The organism is Leptothoe sp. PORK10 BA2 (assembly GCF_034932105.1).
GTDB lineage: Bacteria > Cyanobacteriota > Cyanobacteriia > Phormidesmidales > Phormidesmidaceae > Leptothoe.
The window spans coordinates 99,896-118,439 of record NZ_JAYGIG010000116.1 but is presented as its reverse complement, the minus strand read 5'-3'; the positions used below and the strand labels follow the sequence as shown (position 1 = coordinate 118,439).

Below are 18,544 nucleotides of genomic sequence, written 5' to 3'. Positions count from 1 at the left end.
GCCTTCATCACGCGTCATCTGCTGACGGCTGCGGTTTTGCCTGAGATAGTCAAAGCCGCTCGCGCTCGCTGGAAGAGTGAGAATGAGAACAACAATGTACTGAAGACCAAAGGTTACCACCTCGAACATAATTTTGGTCATGGTCAACAGTATCTGTCGAGTGTCATGGTCACCCTGAATCTACTGGCATTCTTATTTCACACGGTTTTACACCTGGCTGACAAGCGCTATCAACTGATTCGAGAACGCCTGATAAAACGAGAGACTTTCTTCCAGCATGTCTGTGCCTTAACTCGTTATCTCGTCTTTGAAAGTTGGCAAAGTTTGCTCGATTTCATGCTGAATCAATCAGAGCCGTTACCGCCTCGACGCTCACGGCGGCGGCCTAATTCCTCCTAAGCTGATGATACCCTCATATGCTCACCTTCAAGAAGTTGAAAGCTTCTGTATCAACTGATACGATTTGAATTTATAATTGCTGATATTATGCTCTCTTAGTTAGATAAATTATCAATTAATGTTTATATAAAAATGCTTTACAGAAAACCGCCTATTTGTCAATGGCTCAAAAACCTATTGTCTTCGTCATATTTCTGAACCTCAAATTATTTTGGGCGAACCACGAGTATAGGGACAATATACGGGGACATTTATCTAATATTTTGAATTTTTATAGCTACGTAGATTTCACTCTACGGCTTCCTAAAGCATTACCCAGTTAAAACCTAGAGTTTTTTTCTAGGTCAAAGCTGCAGTGTTGGGCAAAGACAAGGCGTATTTATTGGTCTAGATAACGACATATGGACATTAATAGTGAAATCCTTACGACCCTTGGGGTCACCGCTGTTGCTCTAGCCTTATTTGTATTTGAGTGGCTACCCCCCGATATCATCGCCTTGATGGTGATGGTGGCACTGATGGTGCTGGGGCTGGTGACTCCCGGGGAAGGGATTGCCGGATTTAGCAACTCAGCCGTCATCACCGTGATGGCGATGTTTATCTTGAGTGAAGGTATTGACCGCTCAGGGGCGCTGCAGCGAGCGAGCTATTGGCTGTCGAAGTGGGGCGGCAAAACCACTCGCCGTCAAATTTTTGCCTTGGGTCTGATCGTTGGACCGATCTCTGGGTTGATTAATAATACGGCGGTCGTGTCGGTGTTTTTGCCCATCATCGAGGACTTCTGTCAGCAGCATCGCATTTCCCCATCGAAGCTGATGATCCCCCTATCGTTTCTAACGGTTTTGGGTGGCATGCTGACGGTGGTAGGAACGTCCACCAGTATCTTAGCCAGTGGCCTATCGGAACAGCTTGGCTACGGCACATTTTCCCTGTTTCAGTTTTCGGCATTGGGGCTCTTGACATTTATAGCCGGACTGCTGTTCCTGACGTTTGCTGGTCCATTTCTATTGCCCAACCGGGAAGTGCCCGGCAATAGTCTCAGTCAGGAATATGGCCTCAAAGACTATGTGAGTGAAGTTGTCGTGACGCCGCGCTCTAGCCTGGTGGGGCAAACCCTAAAGTCTAGCCAGCTCCAGCGGCGGTTTGACTTGGACGTATTGGAAATTATCCGCAATGATAATCACTTTCCTCAGCCCTTGGGAGATAAGCCCCTATGTGCTGGCGATATTTTGCTGGTGCGTGGCGGTCGGCAAGATCTGCTAAAAATCCGCGATGGTGAGGGCATTGAAATTTTGCCCGATGTGCAGTTTGGCCAAAAGTCTTGGCAGGCAGATTTAAGCTCAGATCAGGAGGGGGTGGCTGAGGCGATGGTGGTCGCTAACTCCAATGTGGTGGGTTCTACCCTCAAGGATCTACGGTTTCGACAGCGCTATAACGTGACAGTCTTGGCGATTCGCCGGGGGCAAGAGCTGGTGCGCGATCGCCTAGGAAAGTTGACCCTCAAGTTTGGGGATTTGCTGCTGGTCCAAGGCCCTAAGCAAAGCTTGCTGGGTTTACAAACAAGTCGCGACTTGCTCGTACTAGAACAGACTGAACTGGAAGGCCTGCGGTTTGATCGGGCCAATATTGCCGTTGGCATAGGCCTTGCTGTGGTTGCGGTTGCAGCCTTTACCTCCATTGATATTTTGGTCTCTTCCCTAGCGGGGGTGGTGCTGATGATTTTGACCGGTTGCCTTAAACCGGGAGAACTCTACGAGTCCGTGCGCTGGGATGTGATCTTTTTATTGGCCTGTTTAATACCCCTAGGTACGGCCATGGAAACTTCCGGTGCAACAGCTTGGCTGGCTCAGCAACTTATTGGCATAGGAGGCAGCCTATCGGGATATGGGTTGCTCACCATGCTATATGTACTTACATCTTTGCTGACTAATATCCTGTCTAACTCTGCATCGGTGATTTTACTTTTGCCTGTGGGGGTAAAAGTGGCTACCGAATTGGGGATAAATCCATTTGCGGTCATGTTTATTGTTACCTTTGCCGCCTCCAACGCTTTTATGACCCCCATCGGTTACCAGACCAATACCATGGTCTATACGGCTGGTGGCTACCGATTTTTAGACTTTTTCAGGATAGGAGCTCCCCTCAGCCTATTATTGGCCCTGATGACACCGCCCCTGGTAATTTGGCTGTATGGCATTTAGGGATAGCAGCCCAACTGTAGTCTTCGGTGAACAATTGAGTAGCTCGTCTGTTTCTTAAAGCTGCGCCCCAGAATGGGTAAATTGACCTAAATTCCTGATGAACAGTCCATGGACAGAAGGTTACTTAAGCTACCCATGTGTGAAGATTGGTAACGTATAATGCTTACGTGTGACCATGGGTAGCACTCAAATATAGTTTTTAGGAGTATTTTTATATGCAGCATCGTGGCGTAACCGTTTGGTTTACTGGGCTGAGTGGATCGGGCAAAACTACTATTAGTCAAGCGTTAGAAGCCAAGCTTCGGGCCGCTGGAGCCAAGCTGGAGGTCCTAGATGGGGATATTGTCCGCACCAACCTCACCAAAGGATTGGGATTTAGCAAAGAAGATCGTGACGAAAATGTTCGTCGCATTGGCTTTGTATCCAGTCTGTTGACTCGCAATGGTGTGATTGTTTTGGTTTCGGCAATTTCTCCCTATCGCGATGTGCGTGACCAGGTGCGTGCGCGCATTGGTGATTTTGTAGAGGTTTATGCCAACACCCCGGTTGAAGTTTGCGAACAGCGTGATGTGAAAGGTCTGTACAAAAAGGCTCGCTCTGGTGAAATCAAGAACTTCACCGGCGTTAGCGATCCTTACGAAGAACCTCTTGCTCCTGAAGTTAACTGCGAGACCGCTAACGAGACTTTGGACGAGTCCGTTAATAAGGTAATGGCAAAACTGGAAGAGCTCGGTTATTTGCAGCCCGTCGCTGTTTAATAACAACTCTCTCTAAAGGCAGCAAGCTAGGAATAGGGAGACCTTTACCAAAGGTCTCCCTATTCTTTTTGCTATGGGTGTTGTTAACTTACCGGATAACAACACCCAGTTTACTTAAGGCCCAATGGGCTCTGGCTTGCACCGCTAAGGTTTCGTCCTGATCCCGCAGCTGCCCCAGACATTGGGTAACGGCATCCCTTTGCTTCAGTTCCAGAGCCAAACATTCTAAACCCACTACCGCCGCATATCGCACCACCCACTCATCATCCTGGGTGACCTGTAAAAGAATGGTTTGAGACCGCATCATGGCCGCACTGCGCTTGTTTTCCACTATGTCAGCCCAGCGAATGGTGCCCAAGCCACGGGCGGCAGCGCGCCGCACACTGAGGGAAAAATCATTGGCGGCGGCATCTAGCAGCAGGTCATGACCACGCGGATCGCCAATGCCGGCTAAAGCTCGAATGGCCCAAGCCCTGGCTCCATAGTTATAACCATCCAGCTGATCTAACAGCATTGATACCGCTGGAATACCAATTTGAACCAGGCCATCAACCGCTGCCACCGCCGCGCCTGGATTGTTAAATCCCAATACTTGAATCAGCGTGGGTATGGATCGCTGATCATTCAGGGCAGCCAAATCTTCCACGGCATCTAATAAGCCCTGGGCAGAGTCTGCTGCGTTGACGGCTTGCAAACAGGCCTCGAAAGATTTAATCGGTGGGGCAATCATCACAATAGACTATCCATGAGTTTCATCACTCGACGGCTATCGGCCGATAGGAAACAGTTATGGTGCTCAGAAGAGTTTAGTTCACCCTTTAGTTCACTCTTTAGTTGGTGTTCCAGCACCCCTTTTAGGGCGATCAGCTTCATGCTGTTTTCGGCTAGGGTATTTGCGATCGCATCCGCCCCAGCCAAATACCCCACGTTCCCCAAATCCATCAGTGCGGCCCGTCGCAGTTGTAGCTGATTGTGCTCCAGTACCTTGACCAGCCGCTCTGCGTAGGGAGCTTCTCCAGTAATTTGGTACATGGCCCGCGCCGCCGCATTTTGTACTTGGGGAACATCATGCTCTAAAAAAGGAGCGATGACGGGGGCTAACTCTTTGCTCCCCAAGCTGCCCAAGGCTTCTAAAATCGCATTATACGGTTGGACTAAATGAGGCTTGCCTGCCATTTGCACCGCCGCCACAACACCCCCATCCAGCAGATCCGTGAGTGCAGTGACAGCCCTTGAATCGTCTAAACTCTCAAGAGATTGGGCCGCAGTTTCTCGCACATAATAATCATCGCAGCCAAGACAAGCGATCAAGGCAAATAAAACACGGTCATTTCCTTGTCCAATTTTGCCCAGCGATCGAGCCGCATTGCGCCGTAGAGGATACCCACCGTCCGGCGAGCGATCAGTTTCATCTTCTAAGGCTATGAGCAGTGCATCAATGGCCTCAGGGAGACGGATACGCATTTTACCCAACCACCAAGCTGCGTAATAACGAAACCCCGGATCAGTGGTCTGATTAATATTGATTAAAGCTTGATCAACCGTTAACGGTTGACCATCCGGATTATGGGGAACGCCACTCACCATCACCTCATTTCAGGCTACAGCCCACATAAAAACAAACCCAGAGGCAAAGGCAAACGCTGGTGGGCGCTCACAAATACCTCTGGGCAATAATTAAAACCTAACCAATGCAGACAATCTTGCTACAGGCTAAAGCTTCAACTAACTTAGAGCGTTGATAGCATAATCGATATAAGCATTGGCTTCAGTCGCAGCCTGACCACTTAAACCGTGGCTAGCTTTGATGTACTTCAATGCTTCGATATACCAGCTAGGAGACAACTCGTAAGCACGGTTGATCTCATCTAGGCCAGCTACCAAGTACTCATCCATGGGACCGGTACCACCCGTGATTAGGCAGTAGGTAACCATACGTAGGTAGTAACCAACGTCACGAACACACTTGTCTTTACCCACTTGATCAGACGCATAGGTAGGACCAGGCGTAGAAGTGGTGTAAGGGAACTTGCTATAAACAGCATTGGCAGCGCCAGAGCATAGGCTATCAGCCTTAGCAGAAAGACCTTTAGCTGCTTCCAAACAAGCACCTGCACGCTGGAAACGGCCAAATGCAGACTGGATTTCAGTGGAACTGAGGAAACGACCTTGCGAATCAGCAGTAGACACTGCTTCGGTCAGAGGGGTTTTCATTGCTTGAGATATCTCCCAAAGTTTCTAAAATAGACCGACAGAAAAAGAAAGCAGGCGATTAGAGAACTCTCTTGATCTGTCAAATACCAAACTCACTAAGAACGCTTAAATTTAGGTACTTAGAAAGTCAACTTAGGCAACAGCTGCAGCTGCGCGATCGAAGTAAACAGCAATCTCAGCCATGAGGCTGCTGCAGTTACCAGGAGTAATGCCATTTGAATCGTTAGCGATCGCAAGGGCAGCTTCCTTCATTTTCTGAACGCCAATGGCCACAGATGCACCGGGAGTACCCAAGGCAAGATAAGTTTCCCGTAGACCGTTCAAGCAACGATCGTCGAGCACACTAGCATCGCCTGTGAACACAGCGTAAGTTACATAGCGCAGGATGATTTCCATATCGCGCAAGCAAGCAGCATTACGGCGGCTAGTGTAGGCATTACCACCGGGAGCGATTAGAGAAGGCTGCTCGGCAAACAGGGAGCGAGCGGCATTCGTCACGATAGCGGAAGCATTGCTGGTGATGCGGTTGACCGCATCCATCCGCTTATTGCTGTCAGCCACCATGGCTGACAAAGCATCCAATTGAGCACTGCTGAGATATTCGCCTCTTGCATCAGCCTGGGAGACGACCTTAGCAAACGCATCAAACATAGATTGACTCTCCTAAATTTGATTCGTCGAAGTAAGTTTCCAAAAAAGTGGGGACGAGAACCCGTCAAGCAACTGCATAAAAAACAGTTTCAAAATAGATAGGCGAATGCAGACAATTTGAAACGACTTTACAGAAGCCATGAATCATCTCAGCAAACTTCGCTCTCCCCAATTTGAAGATTAAAGCGAATAGGGAAAGAATCTAACAAAGTTAAAGAAACTTCACCCTTAGCAACAGATTCATTTGCCTTCTGCTAAAGATAGCTGCAAACCTGTCTGCGAAAAGCCATCAGTCTATTTTATATACTGCGACGGGGCCACAATACATTACGAATTATAAGGGTTATGGGGAGTTGGTAACAGACAGAATGGGCAAAATTACGCCCATTTAGTTGGCCGCAATAGAGAATCCATCGGGATAAGAGGTTCTTTCCTTTTGAATCCATGGATTTAGCGTTCTGTCAATCCAAAAATATCAATCCAAAGAACAAGAAAAAGCTATGTTGTTATGCTTTATCTATGCATTGGACGATTGAAAGCTTGAGTTGTTATTCAGGCTATCCATTTGGCCATGAATAGCGTTAGGCCGCTTGTAAGTGACGTTCTAAGTCGAACAAAAAGCCATGGATATATTCTTCGGTCCATTCGGCCCCGTAATAGCGGGTGAGCATGCCCCGGGCGGGGTCTTTCTCGGCCCGATATCGAATATAACTGAGCTGAGCTGCTTCAATGCCTTTGAGCTGCCCTGGGTCGGTCACGGGCTGGGCTTGTTCCACAAAGCCAAGGTAGGCCTCCAGGTAATCCTTGAAGGCGTTAAAGACGTGGGTGGTGACTGACTCTAGCTCGGTGGGTCGGGTCCACAGAAACGCCGGGGAAAAGAAGGGCTGGGCCTCTTCTGGGAAATCGCCGCCCCAGGGTAAGACCTGTTGGTAGCGCTCAAACATGGGCATGATCGGATCGCTGTAGCGGGCCTGGTAGTCGGCGCTGTCGCGGAATAGGGGCTGCATGTCAATGGCGATCAGGTGTCCCCCGGGCAGGGTGACTAAGTCGCCGCCAAAAAAAGGCAGGTCATACTCTAGCCGGGGAAAAATGACAAAGTTCAGCACCTGCAAACCTTCGCCAGCTTGCACATGGGCTGCTCGGATTTGCCTCAGCTTGGGGGAGGAAAAGCCATGACTGGTAGTGAGTACAGTCACTTCACGCTTGCCCTTGCCGGTGGTGGCACTGTTGCTCTCAAACCCAGCTGGAATTGGGTAGGGGGATAGGTCTAGGCGATCTTGGAGGGTGGCGATCGCATAGTCTAAAAACGGTTGATATAGGGTCATGGGGATAACAGTAAGGGCAGCCCTTAGGGCTACCCTTTAAGATTTTTGGACTGTCCGGAATACCGGGTGGGGTTCTAGTGGGCCTTGACTAGTGGGCCTTGACAGTAACAGGAACAGCATCCTCAAACAGAAATTCATAGAGGAAGCGATCGGCCCACTCCGAACCAAAGTAACTGGTAAATAGACCGTGGGCGGGGTCACGCTCGGCACTGTACTGATCGTAGTCGATCTGTGCTTTCTTCACCCGAGCGATCTCCTCATCCGTCGTGAGGGGCTCAGCCTCCGCCAATATTTGCCAATAGAGGTCTAGATACTCTTTAAAAGCGGCTAATACTCGGGTAGACACGCTATCTGTATCTGTTTTGGCAAACAATAGGTACTTTGAAAAGTATTGATTGGCATCATAGAACTTCATTTCCAGTCCCTGGGCCAATTCAGCATAGTTGTCGCGAATCGCCTTCAGGGGCATGAGGTACTTCGCTTCGTAGGCTTCGTCCTGGAACAGGGGCTGAAAATCGAGCACAATTAAATTTTTGACCTTACCAAAGGACAAAAAGTCAATTCCCAAAAGGGGCACGTCGTAACAGTGGTTGGGATAGAGCACCCCATTAAATATCTGTGCGCCTTTACCCGCATCAATATAGGTATAGCGAATCTTTCTTAATTCAGGTGACTGGTAGCACCAGCTTTGAATCGATGCTGGGTTCCGCCCTCGTTCGCTAATTTGACACTCTAACCCTTCCGGAATAGCCCGTGGTTGAAGTTCAAATCTCTTTTTTAATGCAGCTTCTAAATGCTCTAGAAAAGGGCGGTACATTTGTCTTCGCCTTAATTTATAACGGATGTGACAGATACCGTCTGCCACTTGCAGCATAGGAGATATCTGAGGGACATGTCTTCATTGTTAGAGACAAAGATACATTCCGTTACATCACTCTGCACGTAATTTTGCCGTATTGGCTGTTACCATTTTGGCCAAGTCATCCTGGGTGACAAACCGGCGCTCTGAGCAATAGGCGATCAGATTAATGCCATTGGCCAGGCGAGCTGAACTGACCCGCACCCGAAAATCCTCTGAGAGGAACCAGCAGCGTTCTTGCCCCTGGTTTTTGTCATACTCGTTGTCGATGGTCAAAACGCCGTCATCAGCAAACCCATAGCGTCCGACCACGGGCCTATTTTCCACATAGCCCCGGTCCCTCAGGAGCTGGCCTGTAAGGCCCTGATCGGCGTTGGGAACATCCACCAGAATAGCGGCGTAATCAGAATTGTAGGTAAATTCTTTGGTATTTGATTGCCAGGAAAACTGGGCTCCGCCAGCCGCTTTGCTCGGATCCACCCCCTGGCTTTGGCAAATTTCCACAATGCGCGGATCCTGGGCCTCAATCACATCCACAATCAGATTGGATTCTCCCGATTCATCGGTCACCGAGTCAAAATGATGCACGGCTCGCTGAATAAACCAGATGCCTTCGCTTTTGCGAAAGAAGTCCATCATGGTCATGGGAGATTGAAATGACATGGGCTATGGTCCGTATTAATGTAGATTTTTGCTCAGAAATGTGTTCAGGGGCACTGTTACACTGACTTTAAAGAACACCTTTAAATCATTATCTATCTAGAAAGTTTAGCTATCTATGAGCCATCCTGAAACTCTAAGTTTAGATGCGTCTTTGCTAGAACGCCTATCAGTAAACTGTGATTTGTCGGGGGCTGATCTCTCTGGCAAAGATCTGCGCGGGTTTGATTTGTACCGAGTCAATTTGTCGGCGGCAAATCTGACCCATAGCTGTTTACAAGGGGTAACCTTGATTGGCGCTAATCTAGCTGGGGCAATGCTGACCGGCGCTCAACTACAGCAGGCAGATTTGCGAGGTGTTGAGCTGAGCAAGGCAGATTTAAGCGGGGCTGATCTGACCGGAGCATTTCTCCATCGGGCTGACCTGCGGGGGGCTAACTTGAGTGGTGCAGTATTAACGGACGCTAGGTTAAAGATTGCCCTTTACGATGACCATACCCAGTGGCCGGAGGACTTTCGCTACAAAAGTTCTGGTGCGGTGGGTCCAGAGGCTGTACTGAATGGTGAGTTTTTGAATACGGCCTATCTGCGGGGGGTTAATCTGCGGGGGGCTAAGCTCATGGGCACCTATCTGAGTGGGGCTGATTTGACCGGGGCGATCTTGGATGGGGCCAGTTTGAGCGGTGCTAATTTGCAACGGGCCTTTCTCACTGGGGCCAGTTTGCGCAATGCCCGAGTTGGCGGCACTGAACTGCAACGGGCCGATCTGCGGGCGAGTGACCTCACTGGTGTTGAGTTTGACATGGTAGCGAGTATCGCTGGAGCCGACTTTACGATGGCCCAAGGGCTAACCAAAAACTCTAGGGCACAACTGTTAGGGCGCTCATCTAATGAGCTGGATGTGTGGAACGGTCTGACTCGGAATACCACCCGTCGGAGTTTAGATGTGGATGGGGCGGCGGGGTAAGCAGGTCGGCCCATTAATTCGGCCCATCAATGTAAGTATGGTCTGATGGGCGGTGCTCACCCTCCGCAAAATTTCTGGTGGGCGGTGCCCACCCTGCGTCTAATTAATTTACGCCCTGGTTTCTAGATATTGACCGATCATGATTTCCTCACCAGCGCGGGAAATGATGGTTTGGCGAGTGCGGTAGTTTTCACCGATCAGCTTGAGTTCTTCGTCAAAGACGGAGCCGCTGTATTCAGTGTGGAGTTGCATGGTGTTGCGATCGCGAAATTCATAGCTAGCCACCACTGGTTTGGGGGTGGCAAAACCCCGGTCGCGATAGAGCGTGTTGCCGTAAATGCCAAAGGCTGTGGAGCCGGTGGACTGCTTGCGACTGGGGCTAATGTAGTGACTTTCCCAAGCAAACTGAATGCCACAGATCAGGGCCTCTTCTACCCCATGGGTGTCCGCCAGATCCACCAGGGTGGGATGTCCATGGTCTAGAAATTCAATGGTGAGGTCGCTGACCACTTCTTGGGTTTCACCATTTTTAAGGGTGTAGTAACGACGTTTGGAATTCCACTGCCCCACTGACCGCTCAAAAAAGCTAACGGCCAGGGTTTCTAATGCTGCAGTGGAGGTGGTAATCACAGATGACGACATAGAATTTAGAACCTTAAGTTTAGATAAAGTGCCTGAGCGCAAGCTATGACGGAACAAGTTTATATTTATTTACATTTAAGGTAGCGAAAATCCCTTGAAACAGCAATAAAGCCTTTATTAAGCATGGCAACTTTAGGTTGTCCAATGTATCCAAGCCAAACTAACAGAGCCCCAGCTTAGGGGTTGTAGCAGACTCTACAGTTCTGTCCCAGGGGGTGCTAATTATCCGTTACAACCTGTAGCTACAGGTCATCGGTGATGTTCTCCGCACAAAACCCTGTTGCCTAGCCTTACTGAGATGTAACCTCAGCTGCTCAGGGTTTAAGGTGCCCGGCTCCAGGCGCTGGGCACTGGCCTCAAAGCACTGGCCTCAAAGCACTGGCCTCAAGGCAACAGTCCCTCTAGGGCTGCTGCGATTACCTTATGGTGTTTGTCTTGGCGTAGTTCGATTAAGGCGGCTTGGGCGGCTGGGTGGTCAAATCGCTTCAGGGCAGAGGCCACGTGCATGCGGGTATACCAGCTTTCGGCTGTTTTGAGGGGTAAAATCGCCGCCAGGGCTGCCGCGCTTTGCTCGGTGTCCACCAGGGTGGTGAGGTGGTCAATCCCCGCATTCACCACCGTCATGTCTTTATCCTGGATGGCCGCTAGACAAATATCGAGCATGGGTTCTGGGCTGTGGAGGTCAATCATGGCAGCCAGAATGCTGCGTCGGATCAGCCAGTTGTCATTGGTATGGAAGGTGCTGACCAATTGGGGAATGGCGACATCCCCGTACATGGATAGGGAATTGCAGGCTTCGGCCCGGACATTGGCGTCTGGGTCGGCATCGATCATCGTGAGCAAGGCGGCAAACCCGGCATCACTGCGCTTGTGCCCCAGCCCCATGGCCACAAAAGACCGCACGGTAAATTCGGGGTCCTCCTGCCGGGCGATTAATAAAGGGCTGGCCACGTCAGTGTCATAGTCCCTGAGGGCGATAATGCCCTTGCGGCGTTGTTGGGAATCGCTGTTTGCCAGCAGGGCTTTAATTTCGGCAAGGTCCATGGGTTGGGAAGAGGGGAATCAGCTATCAGGCTATGGCAGAGGCCTCAACCGGAGCATTAGGGCCATGGGCAGAGCCTGGGCCTATGGAGCATCATATGCATTTTCCAGCAGGTTTTAGCGCAGGATTGGAAGCGGATGGGTGCATGGGCAATCCGCCTGCCACAATATAAGGAAAGGAAATCAATTATGAGTTTAATTTGGCTTGTAAGGAGGCATGTCTATGGCGGCTCAACTCAGTCCCCGGGTAAAAGAGCTGATTGAGAAGGCCAGAATCGTCAGTTTTGATGGCTGGCAAGGGCAGTTTGGGGAAGATGCGATCGCATCTTTCCAGTCGGCTGACGACAAACGAGCCTATCTAGACGACTCCACCCTGGCAGGTATGCCCGCCGGAGATATTGCCCGTGCTCTACGCGATCACTCAACCGTCATTGTTGACGCGGCCCGGTCCCAAGTCCTCGACCAGTTTCCTGGCATTACTGAGCCCGGAGGTGGTCTTTATCCGGCAGTTCGCGCCGAAGCCTGCTGGCGAGATTTCTGGCAATTTCTACGCTGCATCAGCTACGGCATTGCAGCCCAACGGACGGACTACACCAATCCCATGGGCTTGCACTATATGGGGGAGCTTTACCAGGAGCTACAAGTGCCCTTAGATGCCATGGTGTATGGTTTACAATCGCTTAAAACGGCTAGTCGGAAGCAGCTTAATTTAGCACTTAACGATAATCGAGTTAATCCCTATTTCGACCATCTGATTCAATCTCTCAGTCAATTTTATGCCACTGATTGAACATAAATCGGGATTCCTAGGAGGGACCCTAGAGGGGCAGCCTTGGCAAAACCTCGATTTATGATGCACATCTGTCTCAGGTTGCACCCCAAAATGTATATTTCTGTATCCTCAGTCGAGGTAGCCTGCCCAATTGACGTGCTCTATCCTGGTTCATCGACTAGAGGCTAATCTACTTTTAATTCAGAGGTTTGGGGCCTTTTTTGACCCTCAAGAAAAACCATGAAACCACCGCCAAAAATACAGATGTGTAATTGTCGTGCAGTTCACAATTCTTGATGATTAGAGGCTCCTGTTATATACGAAGATGAATCTTAGTGAGTGTTCATGTTTAGTTTTCGGTGCGACTTTTTTTAAGCTGTTTGCCTTGGAATCTACATATACAATCCGCTGCCCGCTGATTTGAAGGTTCATACTAAGAGGCTCAGTTTTTTCAGGGCATAGTCAATCCTAATCTTCTTGACATTCTGAGATAAATTATTTAGACCATTGTTGTCGTCTAGGAGATAGCATTAATGGCTTTTGGACCAGCTTCACGATTGGGCGTGAGCCTTTTCGACGAGACCCCTCCAGTCGAGTGGGTTCCTGGCCTTGATAGTGAGGGCCTCGAGTCTATTATCAAAGCCGTCTATAGACAGGTTTTAGGTAATGCCTACGTGATGGAGAGCGAGCGCCTCGCGGTGCCTGAATCCCAGTTTAAGCGTGGCGAATTAACCGTTCGGGATTTTGTCCGTGCAGTCGCCAAGTCCGACATGTACCGTGCTCGGTTTTTTGAGAGCTGCCCCCGCTATCGCAATATCGAACTCAACTTCCGCCATCTGCTTGGCCGGGCTCCCAATAGCTTTGCTGAGATGAAGGCCCACAGCGCCGTGCTGGATGCGGGTGGCTTTGAGGCCGAGATTGATTCGTATATTGATAGCGATGAGTATCAGAACGTCTTTGGCCAGGACTTTGTACCTTACATTCGTGGCTATAAGACCGAAGCTAGCAATATGGTTGGCTTTACCCACACCTTCGAATTGGTACGGGGTGCCTCCAGTAGCTCCTTGAAAGGTAGCATCAACGGTAAGAAGCCTCGCCTCAATGCATTGGTCATCAATGCTAAGGCGACCCCGGTTCTGTCTCCACTGTCTGCTGGTGGTACCTTCCAGAATCCTCCCGATTCTTCCCGTACTCGCCACGGTGTAGGCGCTAGTGCTAACGGCAAGATCTATCGGGTTGAGGTGACGAGCTACCGTTCCAACGCCTTCAATCGTGTATCCAAATTCCGCCGTTCGAACAAGGTTTACATGGTGCCCTTTGACAAACTGTCGGATGAGTACAAGCGCATTCACAAGGAAGGCGGCGTGATCGCTAGCATCACTCCTGTTGCATAGAAAAGTCGATACTAGACCTAACTGGGTTTAGATTACGGACCACCTAGTTTTTTAGACCCGGTTTTGAATGAGCTGTTTGTTGAGAACGTTTTAGATAAAAACAGTAGGAGATTTCCAATGACAACGTTTGAGTTGTGGCCCGTTAGCAGCAGCGAAGATAAGCAAGCTATTATCCGTGCTGTATATCGCCACGTTTTGGGTAACCCCCACGTAATGGAAAGTGAGCGTCTCGTCACGGCTGAATCCCAGTTCTGTGATGGCAGCATTTCTGTACGTGATTTTGTTCGCGCTGTTGGTAAATCTGAGTTTTACCGCAGCCGCTACTTCGCGAAGTGCGCTCCTTACCGCTTTGTAGAGCTAAACTTCATGCACTTTTTGGGCCGTGCTCCTGAAAGCCAGGCTGAGGTTTCCGAGCACATTCGCCGCTGTGTGGAAGAAGGGTACGATGCTGAAATCGATTCCTATATCGACAGCGATGAGTATCAAGCTACCTTTGGTGAGAATTTGGTGCCTTACTACAGTGCCAGTTTGACCCAGGTAGGTCAGTCCCAGGTGAGCTACAACCGGATCTTTGCTATTGACCGTGGCCCTGCCCAGGTGAGCAGTGCTGTGAAATCTGCCCAACTCGTCGCCCAGGTAGCTGGTGGTGAGAAAGGTAATAAGGTGAAGCGGGCAGCGACTAACTTGAATTCTGGCACAACTAAGCGCTTCAAGATTAAGACCACCGCTGCTAAGTTTGATGCCCCACGTCGCGTCAGCATGAACGAGTACATCGTATCCGCTGATAAGATGACGCCCCAGATTCAGCGTATTCACCGTACCGGTGCAAAGATTGTCAGCATTACTGAGATTGTTTAATCTCTTTTGATGTAATTGCTAAAAAACTACCTTGCTGCCAAGGTAGTTTTTTACTGTCTTTACTTTCTCGGTAAGTATTGGAATTGTAGATTGATCTATTCGCACCTTTGCGATCTCATATCAGCATATCTGCTACCGCTCTGTCATTCTCATCACGTTCCGTCAATAAACGTGATGTTAAAAGCATTAAGAAAAGTAAAGTTGTTCTCATTTGACCCTCGAAATCCGATATCTGTGTAATATAGGGCGCTTTTATCAAGTGTCAGTTTTAGAGGCGGTAGGGCTCATCAACCAGTCCTAATTAAACAGGTGTTTATCACAGGAAAATGCCGTTTTCAAGCACCTAATGCTGATATTTTGAGACTTAAGTTAGCCCGCTATCCGTTATCTGATGGGCGCTGTTGACTCCATTAGCTCTAGCGGTAAGCCCTTTAGCAAACTCAAATTAATTTCGGAGGATTGTTCCATGGCACTTTGGGTGACCAATGCTGTGCCCGTTGAACTTCGCCCCAATGCAAGCGAGGATGACCTACAAACGGTTATTCGTGCTGTATATAAGCAAGTTTTAGGCAACCAGCATGTAATGGAGAGTCAGCGTTTAACGAGCGCTGAGTCCCTGCTGCGTGATGGCGATATCACAGTTAGAGGATTCGTCCGGGCAGTAGCCCAGTCAGAGCTATATCGCTCCCTCTTTTTTGAGAGTTCATCAGCCTACCGTTTTATTGAGCTAAATTTCAAACACCTTTTAGGTCGTGCGCCTCAGGATCAGACTGAAATTGCTGATCATGTTACCCGTTACAACGAATCTGGCTACATAGCCGAGATTAACGCCTACGTTGATAGCGATGAGTACATCGCTAACTTCGGCGAAAATCGCGTCCCCTTTGTCCGGGGAGCCGAGACCCAGACAGGTATCAAGAATGTTGGCTTTAACCGTACATTTGCCATTGTTCGGGGTGATGCCACGAGTGATAGTAGCAACAAAGCCAAATTGATCAGTGATTTGGGCAGTAACTTGTCTACTAAAATTGCCAAACCCCAAGCTGGCACGGGGCGTACCAGTACCAATAAGCGGTTCCGGATTACGGCTACTACTTCCACTGCCGCTGCTGCCATTGGCCGCATGAGCAAGCAGGAGTACGTTGTTTCCTATAGCCAGATGACCCAGCGCATTCAGTCTATTCTGAAATCTGGCGGGAAGATTTTGAGCGTTTCCGAAACAAATTAGGTTTAGGCCTGGCTTTCTCCAGCAGAGAAATTCTCTCTGCTGGAGTTGTGTTGTTTAAGTTGCCATGGTTTTTAACGTCACTAGTCAATCAATCATCACTATTGTTTAGGAGAAACGGATATGTCACTGTGGATCAACGATTCAGCGGTTGAATTACGCCCCAATGCGTCCGAAGAAGATTTGCAAGTCGTCATTCGGGCAGTCTATAGGCAGGTTTTAGGCAATGCCCATGTGCTAGAGAGTCAGTCCCTAACCAGTGCTGAGTCCATGTTAAGAAACGGTGAAATTACCGTGCGTGGCTTTGTGCGGGCGGTGGCTACATCGGACTTTTATAAGGCGCGCTTTTTTGATAATTCCTCTCCCTATCGCTTTATTGAGCTGAACTTTAAGCATTTGCTAGGCCGTGCTCCCCAGGATCAAACGGAAATTTCTGCCCATGTGCAGACTTACAATACCCAGGGCTACGACGCTGAGATTGATTCTTACCTGGAGAGTGATGAGTATCTAGCGGCGTTTGGTGAGAACGTTGTTCCCTATGCCTGCGGTGCTGCCACCCAGACAGGTATTAAGAATGTTGCGTTTAATCGTCTGTTTGCCTTGGATCGTGGCTATGCGGCTAACGATACTGGCAAATCTGCCAAGCTGATCAGTGATGTTGCGGGTAACTTAGGCACCAAAATCAAGTCTCCGGCTACTGCTTCAGGCGCTTACAACAACACTGGCAAGCGTTTCCGCATTGTAGCGACCAAGGCTAACTTTGGCTCTCGGGTTACTAAGAGTAACTACAGCGTAGAAGTGGGCTTTAGCCAGCTATCTAAGCGGATTCAAACTATGCAGCGTTCTGGTGCAAAAATCGTCAGCATTTCAGAAGCATAAACTTCTTCCATATTTTGTTGCCATGCCTATGATTTAGGCTGACAACGGGGTTGGTTAACGATACTTTAAAGCCTTCAGAATCATGGGATGTTGTCCAAGCACCCCTGATTTCTGGAGGTTTTCTGTTAAGGGTGTGATGGTTTGGCCAGTGGTCGTAAACTGCTGCAGACATTTAGCTGCTTTTTGCCCTTAGGTATTTTGTTTTGTACCTTGTTCGGCCCCTTGGTATGGCAGGATTTCCGATCAAGATCTGTTTTAAGAGATAAAATTATAAATCGGTGCAAAATTAAACTGATTAAAGCCTCGTTTTTGCTAAATGGATATTGAAACCTTTGTTGAACAATCCCTGGGAGAATGGCGATCTCAACGTAGTGCCCATCATCTAGCCTTTGGGCACTTTGAAGAAGTCCGTTCGACGATTAACATCGAAGCCATTGGGGCGGATGCCCCTGGAGTGTTAGCGCTGTGTAAGCTCTATGGGGTTTCTCCTGAGACGATTGTGAGTCCATTTAAGATGAGCTGGGAGGGCGAGTCTGATTGGGATGAGGATCAAGTCATTGAAGGGTCTACGATTTTGGTACCTGTACCCGATAGTGCGACAACGGGAAAGCTCTTGAGGGAGAAAGGGTACGCCGAAACAATGGAATCTGCGGGAACCTATAAACTGACGGAGGATGGCACCTTTATTTTGACTACCGCCTATGATCGCGCGGCGGCGGAGGAAAAAATTTGGTTTGCTACGCCTAACTTACGGTTTCGAGTGTCTTTGATTAAAACCAGCAGTGGTAAGGGCGTGACAACGGCTAGTTTTTCGTCTGAGGTTCGGCGGGGTGTAGTTGCCTAGGGGCTCTGTAAAGAAACTTTATGTAAATGTTAAAAACCTTATCTAACTCGAAACCTGGAGTTTCCTTCACCCTAAATCCCTCTCCCTCTCTCTCTCCCTAAATCCCTCCCGAGGGGAGAGGGACTTTGATGCTTTTCTTGGTTCCTGTCTCCTCGGGAGACGCTTCGCGAACGCCCTCCGGGGGAGGGCTGGAGGTGTAGCTTGCTTCCCGTAGGGTGGGCCAGAACTAGGGTTCTCAACCTGGACTGGGTTTAGAACCCTTATCCTCTGGATGGTCGTCCTTTAAAACAGACGTTGTTGCAGTTTTAAAAATTAGCGCTATCCTTGGATGCAGTTTCGCAAGAGGACAGTCCTATGGTAGGAATGACGACTGGTTGCTCCGTCGTGGGTAATTATGGTGCACGCTATGTTGCCATTGATGTGGCTGGGGTCATCAACCAGGCAACATCCAGGGTGAGTAATTACCAGATTAAAGTGCCGTTGAGCCAGATGTCGACAGCGATGCACAATATTTCTTGCCAAGGTGGCAAGGTGGTGAATGTGGAGGTGCTCGGCGCTCAATCTTTAGGAGTGGTCCAGCCGTCTTTAGACCAGAAGCCTCCCGTTCTACAGGTTAAATCTATCGAGTCTAATCAGGAAGTTAAGGCTGTCGTGCCTGACAAAAAGGCATCCCATCAGAAAAAGACGAAGTCCCACGGGGGGAGCCGCAAAGGTCGCCGTTCTCGCAAGTAGTCTGGGGCTGATGCTTGGGTGGGGTTTACCTGCCCACTTGAATACTCTGAAGAAGGGCTGTTAAGAATAACGGTGTGACCATCGTTTCAGCCTCAATGCATCGCTATCAATATTGCTAAAAAC

Annotated in this window: 19 protein-coding genes and 1 pseudogene; 11 read left to right on the top strand and 9 right to left on the bottom strand. The window is 49.2% G+C overall.

Going from position 1 to position 18,544, the window contains the following annotated elements; all coding sequences use genetic code 11:
• The 3 genes and pseudogenes from VB741_RS17010 to cysC form a co-directional block, all read left to right on the top strand.
• Positions 1-399, top strand: a pseudogene (locus tag VB741_RS17010) (ISNCY family transposase); the annotation flags it as partial.
• 401 nt (positions 400-800) lie between these two features.
• Positions 801-2,600: an SLC13 family permease gene (locus VB741_RS17005; protein ID WP_323366382.1), complete on the top strand. Its 1,800-nt coding sequence runs from the start codon at positions 801-803 to the stop codon at positions 2,598-2,600.
• A 215-nt stretch (positions 2,601-2,815) separates the two neighbouring features.
• Positions 2,816-3,358: an adenylyl-sulfate kinase gene (cysC, locus tag VB741_RS17000; RefSeq protein WP_323366381.1), complete on the top strand. Its 543-nt coding sequence runs from the start codon at positions 2,816-2,818 to the stop codon at positions 3,356-3,358.
• A gap of 88 nt (positions 3,359-3,446) precedes the next feature.
• Here the strand turns inward: cysC and VB741_RS16995 are convergent, their stop codons facing one another.
• The 7 genes from VB741_RS16995 to VB741_RS16965 form a co-directional block, all read right to left on the bottom strand.
• Entirely contained in the window at positions 3,447-4,088 is a 642-nt protein-coding gene (locus tag VB741_RS16995) for a HEAT repeat domain-containing protein (protein ID WP_323366383.1), read from the bottom strand.
• Entirely contained in the window at positions 4,088-4,945 is an 858-nt protein-coding gene (locus VB741_RS16990) for a HEAT repeat domain-containing protein (RefSeq protein WP_323366380.1), read from the bottom strand. The genes VB741_RS16995 and VB741_RS16990 overlap by 1 nt, the downstream gene beginning before the upstream one ends.
• Positions 4,946-5,083: 138 nt before the next feature.
• The gene (gene cpcA, locus VB741_RS16985; protein WP_323366379.1) at positions 5,084-5,572 is read right to left on the bottom strand and encodes a phycocyanin subunit alpha; all 489 of its coding nucleotides are present in this window, start codon (positions 5,570-5,572) and stop codon (positions 5,084-5,086) included.
• A gap of 132 nt (positions 5,573-5,704) precedes the next feature.
• Positions 5,705-6,223, bottom strand: coding sequence for a phycocyanin subunit beta (locus VB741_RS16980; RefSeq protein WP_323366378.1), 519 nt, complete (start codon positions 6,221-6,223; stop codon positions 5,705-5,707).
• 581 nt (positions 6,224-6,804) lie between these two features.
• The gene (locus tag VB741_RS16975; protein WP_323366377.1) at positions 6,805-7,548 is read right to left on the bottom strand and encodes a phycoerythrobilin:ferredoxin oxidoreductase; all 744 of its coding nucleotides are present in this window, start codon (positions 7,546-7,548) and stop codon (positions 6,805-6,807) included.
• An 88-nt stretch (positions 7,549-7,636) separates the two neighbouring features.
• Positions 7,637-8,365: a 15,16-dihydrobiliverdin:ferredoxin oxidoreductase gene (locus tag VB741_RS16970; RefSeq protein ID WP_323366376.1), complete on the bottom strand. Its 729-nt coding sequence runs from the start codon at positions 8,363-8,365 to the stop codon at positions 7,637-7,639.
• Between the two features lie 114 nt (positions 8,366-8,479).
• On the bottom strand, positions 8,480-9,070 hold the full coding sequence (locus VB741_RS16965; protein WP_323366375.1) for a phycobiliprotein lyase: 591 nt from the start codon (positions 9,068-9,070) through the stop codon (positions 8,480-8,482).
• A 115-nt stretch (positions 9,071-9,185) separates the two neighbouring features.
• On the opposite strand from VB741_RS16965, the gene VB741_RS16960 reads away from it, so the two are divergent.
• Positions 9,186-10,034: a pentapeptide repeat-containing protein gene (locus tag VB741_RS16960; protein WP_323366374.1), complete on the top strand. Its 849-nt coding sequence runs from the start codon at positions 9,186-9,188 to the stop codon at positions 10,032-10,034.
• A 108-nt stretch (positions 10,035-10,142) separates the two neighbouring features.
• Here the strand turns inward: VB741_RS16960 and VB741_RS16955 are convergent, their stop codons facing one another.
• Positions 10,143-10,676 (bottom strand): phycobiliprotein lyase, encoded by a 534-nt coding sequence (locus VB741_RS16955; RefSeq protein WP_323366373.1) that lies wholly within the window; start codon positions 10,674-10,676, stop codon positions 10,143-10,145.
• Positions 10,677-11,060: 384 nt separating this feature from the next.
• On the bottom strand, positions 11,061-11,720 hold the full coding sequence (locus tag VB741_RS16950) for a HEAT repeat domain-containing protein (protein WP_323366372.1): 660 nt from the start codon (positions 11,718-11,720) through the stop codon (positions 11,061-11,063).
• A 220-nt stretch (positions 11,721-11,940) separates the two neighbouring features.
• Between VB741_RS16950 and VB741_RS16945 the strand changes: the two genes are divergently transcribed.
• From VB741_RS16945 to VB741_RS16915, 7 genes are all read left to right on the top strand, one after another.
• On the top strand, positions 11,941-12,507 hold the full coding sequence (locus VB741_RS16945) for a phycobilisome protein (RefSeq protein ID WP_323366371.1): 567 nt from the start codon (positions 11,941-11,943) through the stop codon (positions 12,505-12,507).
• Between the two features lie 515 nt (positions 12,508-13,022).
• Positions 13,023-13,883, top strand: coding sequence for a phycobilisome linker polypeptide (locus VB741_RS16940; protein WP_323366370.1), 861 nt, complete (start codon positions 13,023-13,025; stop codon positions 13,881-13,883).
• 117 nt (positions 13,884-14,000) lie between these two features.
• Positions 14,001-14,741: a phycobilisome rod-core linker polypeptide gene (locus VB741_RS16935; protein ID WP_323366369.1), complete on the top strand. Its 741-nt coding sequence runs from the start codon at positions 14,001-14,003 to the stop codon at positions 14,739-14,741.
• A gap of 466 nt (positions 14,742-15,207) precedes the next feature.
• Complete coding sequence (locus tag VB741_RS16930; RefSeq protein ID WP_323366368.1) at positions 15,208-15,969, top strand: phycobilisome rod-core linker polypeptide; 762 nt, start codon at positions 15,208-15,210, stop codon at positions 15,967-15,969.
• Between the two features lie 120 nt (positions 15,970-16,089).
• Positions 16,090-16,845, top strand: a complete 756-nt coding sequence (locus VB741_RS16925; RefSeq protein ID WP_323366367.1) for a phycobilisome rod-core linker polypeptide — start codon at positions 16,090-16,092, stop codon at positions 16,843-16,845.
• A 316-nt stretch (positions 16,846-17,161) separates the two neighbouring features.
• Positions 17,162-17,689, top strand: coding sequence for a phycobiliprotein lyase (locus tag VB741_RS16920; RefSeq protein WP_323366366.1), 528 nt, complete (start codon positions 17,162-17,164; stop codon positions 17,687-17,689).
• 354 nt (positions 17,690-18,043) lie between these two features.
• The gene (locus tag VB741_RS16915; protein ID WP_323366365.1) at positions 18,044-18,421 is read left to right on the top strand and encodes a phycobilisome linker polypeptide; all 378 of its coding nucleotides are present in this window, start codon (positions 18,044-18,046) and stop codon (positions 18,419-18,421) included.
• Positions 18,422-18,544: the final 123 nt, after the last annotated feature.

Coding starts and splice junctions, on each gene's coding strand:
- VB741_RS16920 (WP_323366366.1), top strand. CDS start 17,162: ATGGATATTGAAACCTTTGTTGAACAATCCCTGGGAGAATGGCGATCT.
- cpcA (WP_323366379.1), bottom strand. CDS start 5,572: ATGAAAACCCCTCTGACCGAAGCAGTGTCTACTGCTGATTCGCAAGGT.
- VB741_RS16980 (WP_323366378.1), bottom strand. CDS start 6,223: ATGTTTGATGCGTTTGCTAAGGTCGTCTCCCAGGCTGATGCAAGAGGC.
- VB741_RS16955 (WP_323366373.1), bottom strand. CDS start 10,676: ATGTCGTCATCTGTGATTACCACCTCCACTGCAGCATTAGAAACCCTG.
- cysC (WP_323366381.1), top strand. CDS start 2,816: ATGCAGCATCGTGGCGTAACCGTTTGGTTTACTGGGCTGAGTGGATCG.
- VB741_RS16995 (WP_323366383.1), bottom strand. CDS start 4,088: ATGATTGCCCCACCGATTAAATCTTTCGAGGCCTGTTTGCAAGCCGTC.
- VB741_RS16930 (WP_323366368.1), top strand. CDS start 15,208: ATGGCACTTTGGGTGACCAATGCTGTGCCCGTTGAACTTCGCCCCAAT.
- VB741_RS16945 (WP_323366371.1), top strand. CDS start 11,941: ATGGCGGCTCAACTCAGTCCCCGGGTAAAAGAGCTGATTGAGAAGGCC.
- VB741_RS17005 (WP_323366382.1), top strand. CDS start 801: ATGGACATTAATAGTGAAATCCTTACGACCCTTGGGGTCACCGCTGTT.
- VB741_RS16990 (WP_323366380.1), bottom strand. CDS start 4,945: ATGGTGAGTGGCGTTCCCCATAATCCGGATGGTCAACCGTTAACGGTT.
- VB741_RS16915 (WP_323366365.1), top strand. CDS start 18,044: ATGGTAGGAATGACGACTGGTTGCTCCGTCGTGGGTAATTATGGTGCA.
- VB741_RS16975 (WP_323366377.1), bottom strand. CDS start 7,548: ATGACCCTATATCAACCGTTTTTAGACTATGCGATCGCCACCCTCCAA.
- VB741_RS16925 (WP_323366367.1), top strand. CDS start 16,090: ATGTCACTGTGGATCAACGATTCAGCGGTTGAATTACGCCCCAATGCG.
- VB741_RS16950 (WP_323366372.1), bottom strand. CDS start 11,720: ATGGACCTTGCCGAAATTAAAGCCCTGCTGGCAAACAGCGATTCCCAA.
- VB741_RS16935 (WP_323366369.1), top strand. CDS start 14,001: ATGACAACGTTTGAGTTGTGGCCCGTTAGCAGCAGCGAAGATAAGCAA.
- VB741_RS16960 (WP_323366374.1), top strand. CDS start 9,186: ATGAGCCATCCTGAAACTCTAAGTTTAGATGCGTCTTTGCTAGAACGC.
- VB741_RS16965 (WP_323366375.1), bottom strand. CDS start 9,070: ATGTCATTTCAATCTCCCATGACCATGATGGACTTCTTTCGCAAAAGC.
- VB741_RS16940 (WP_323366370.1), top strand. CDS start 13,023: ATGGCTTTTGGACCAGCTTCACGATTGGGCGTGAGCCTTTTCGACGAG.
- VB741_RS16970 (WP_323366376.1), bottom strand. CDS start 8,365: ATGTACCGCCCTTTTCTAGAGCATTTAGAAGCTGCATTAAAAAAGAGA.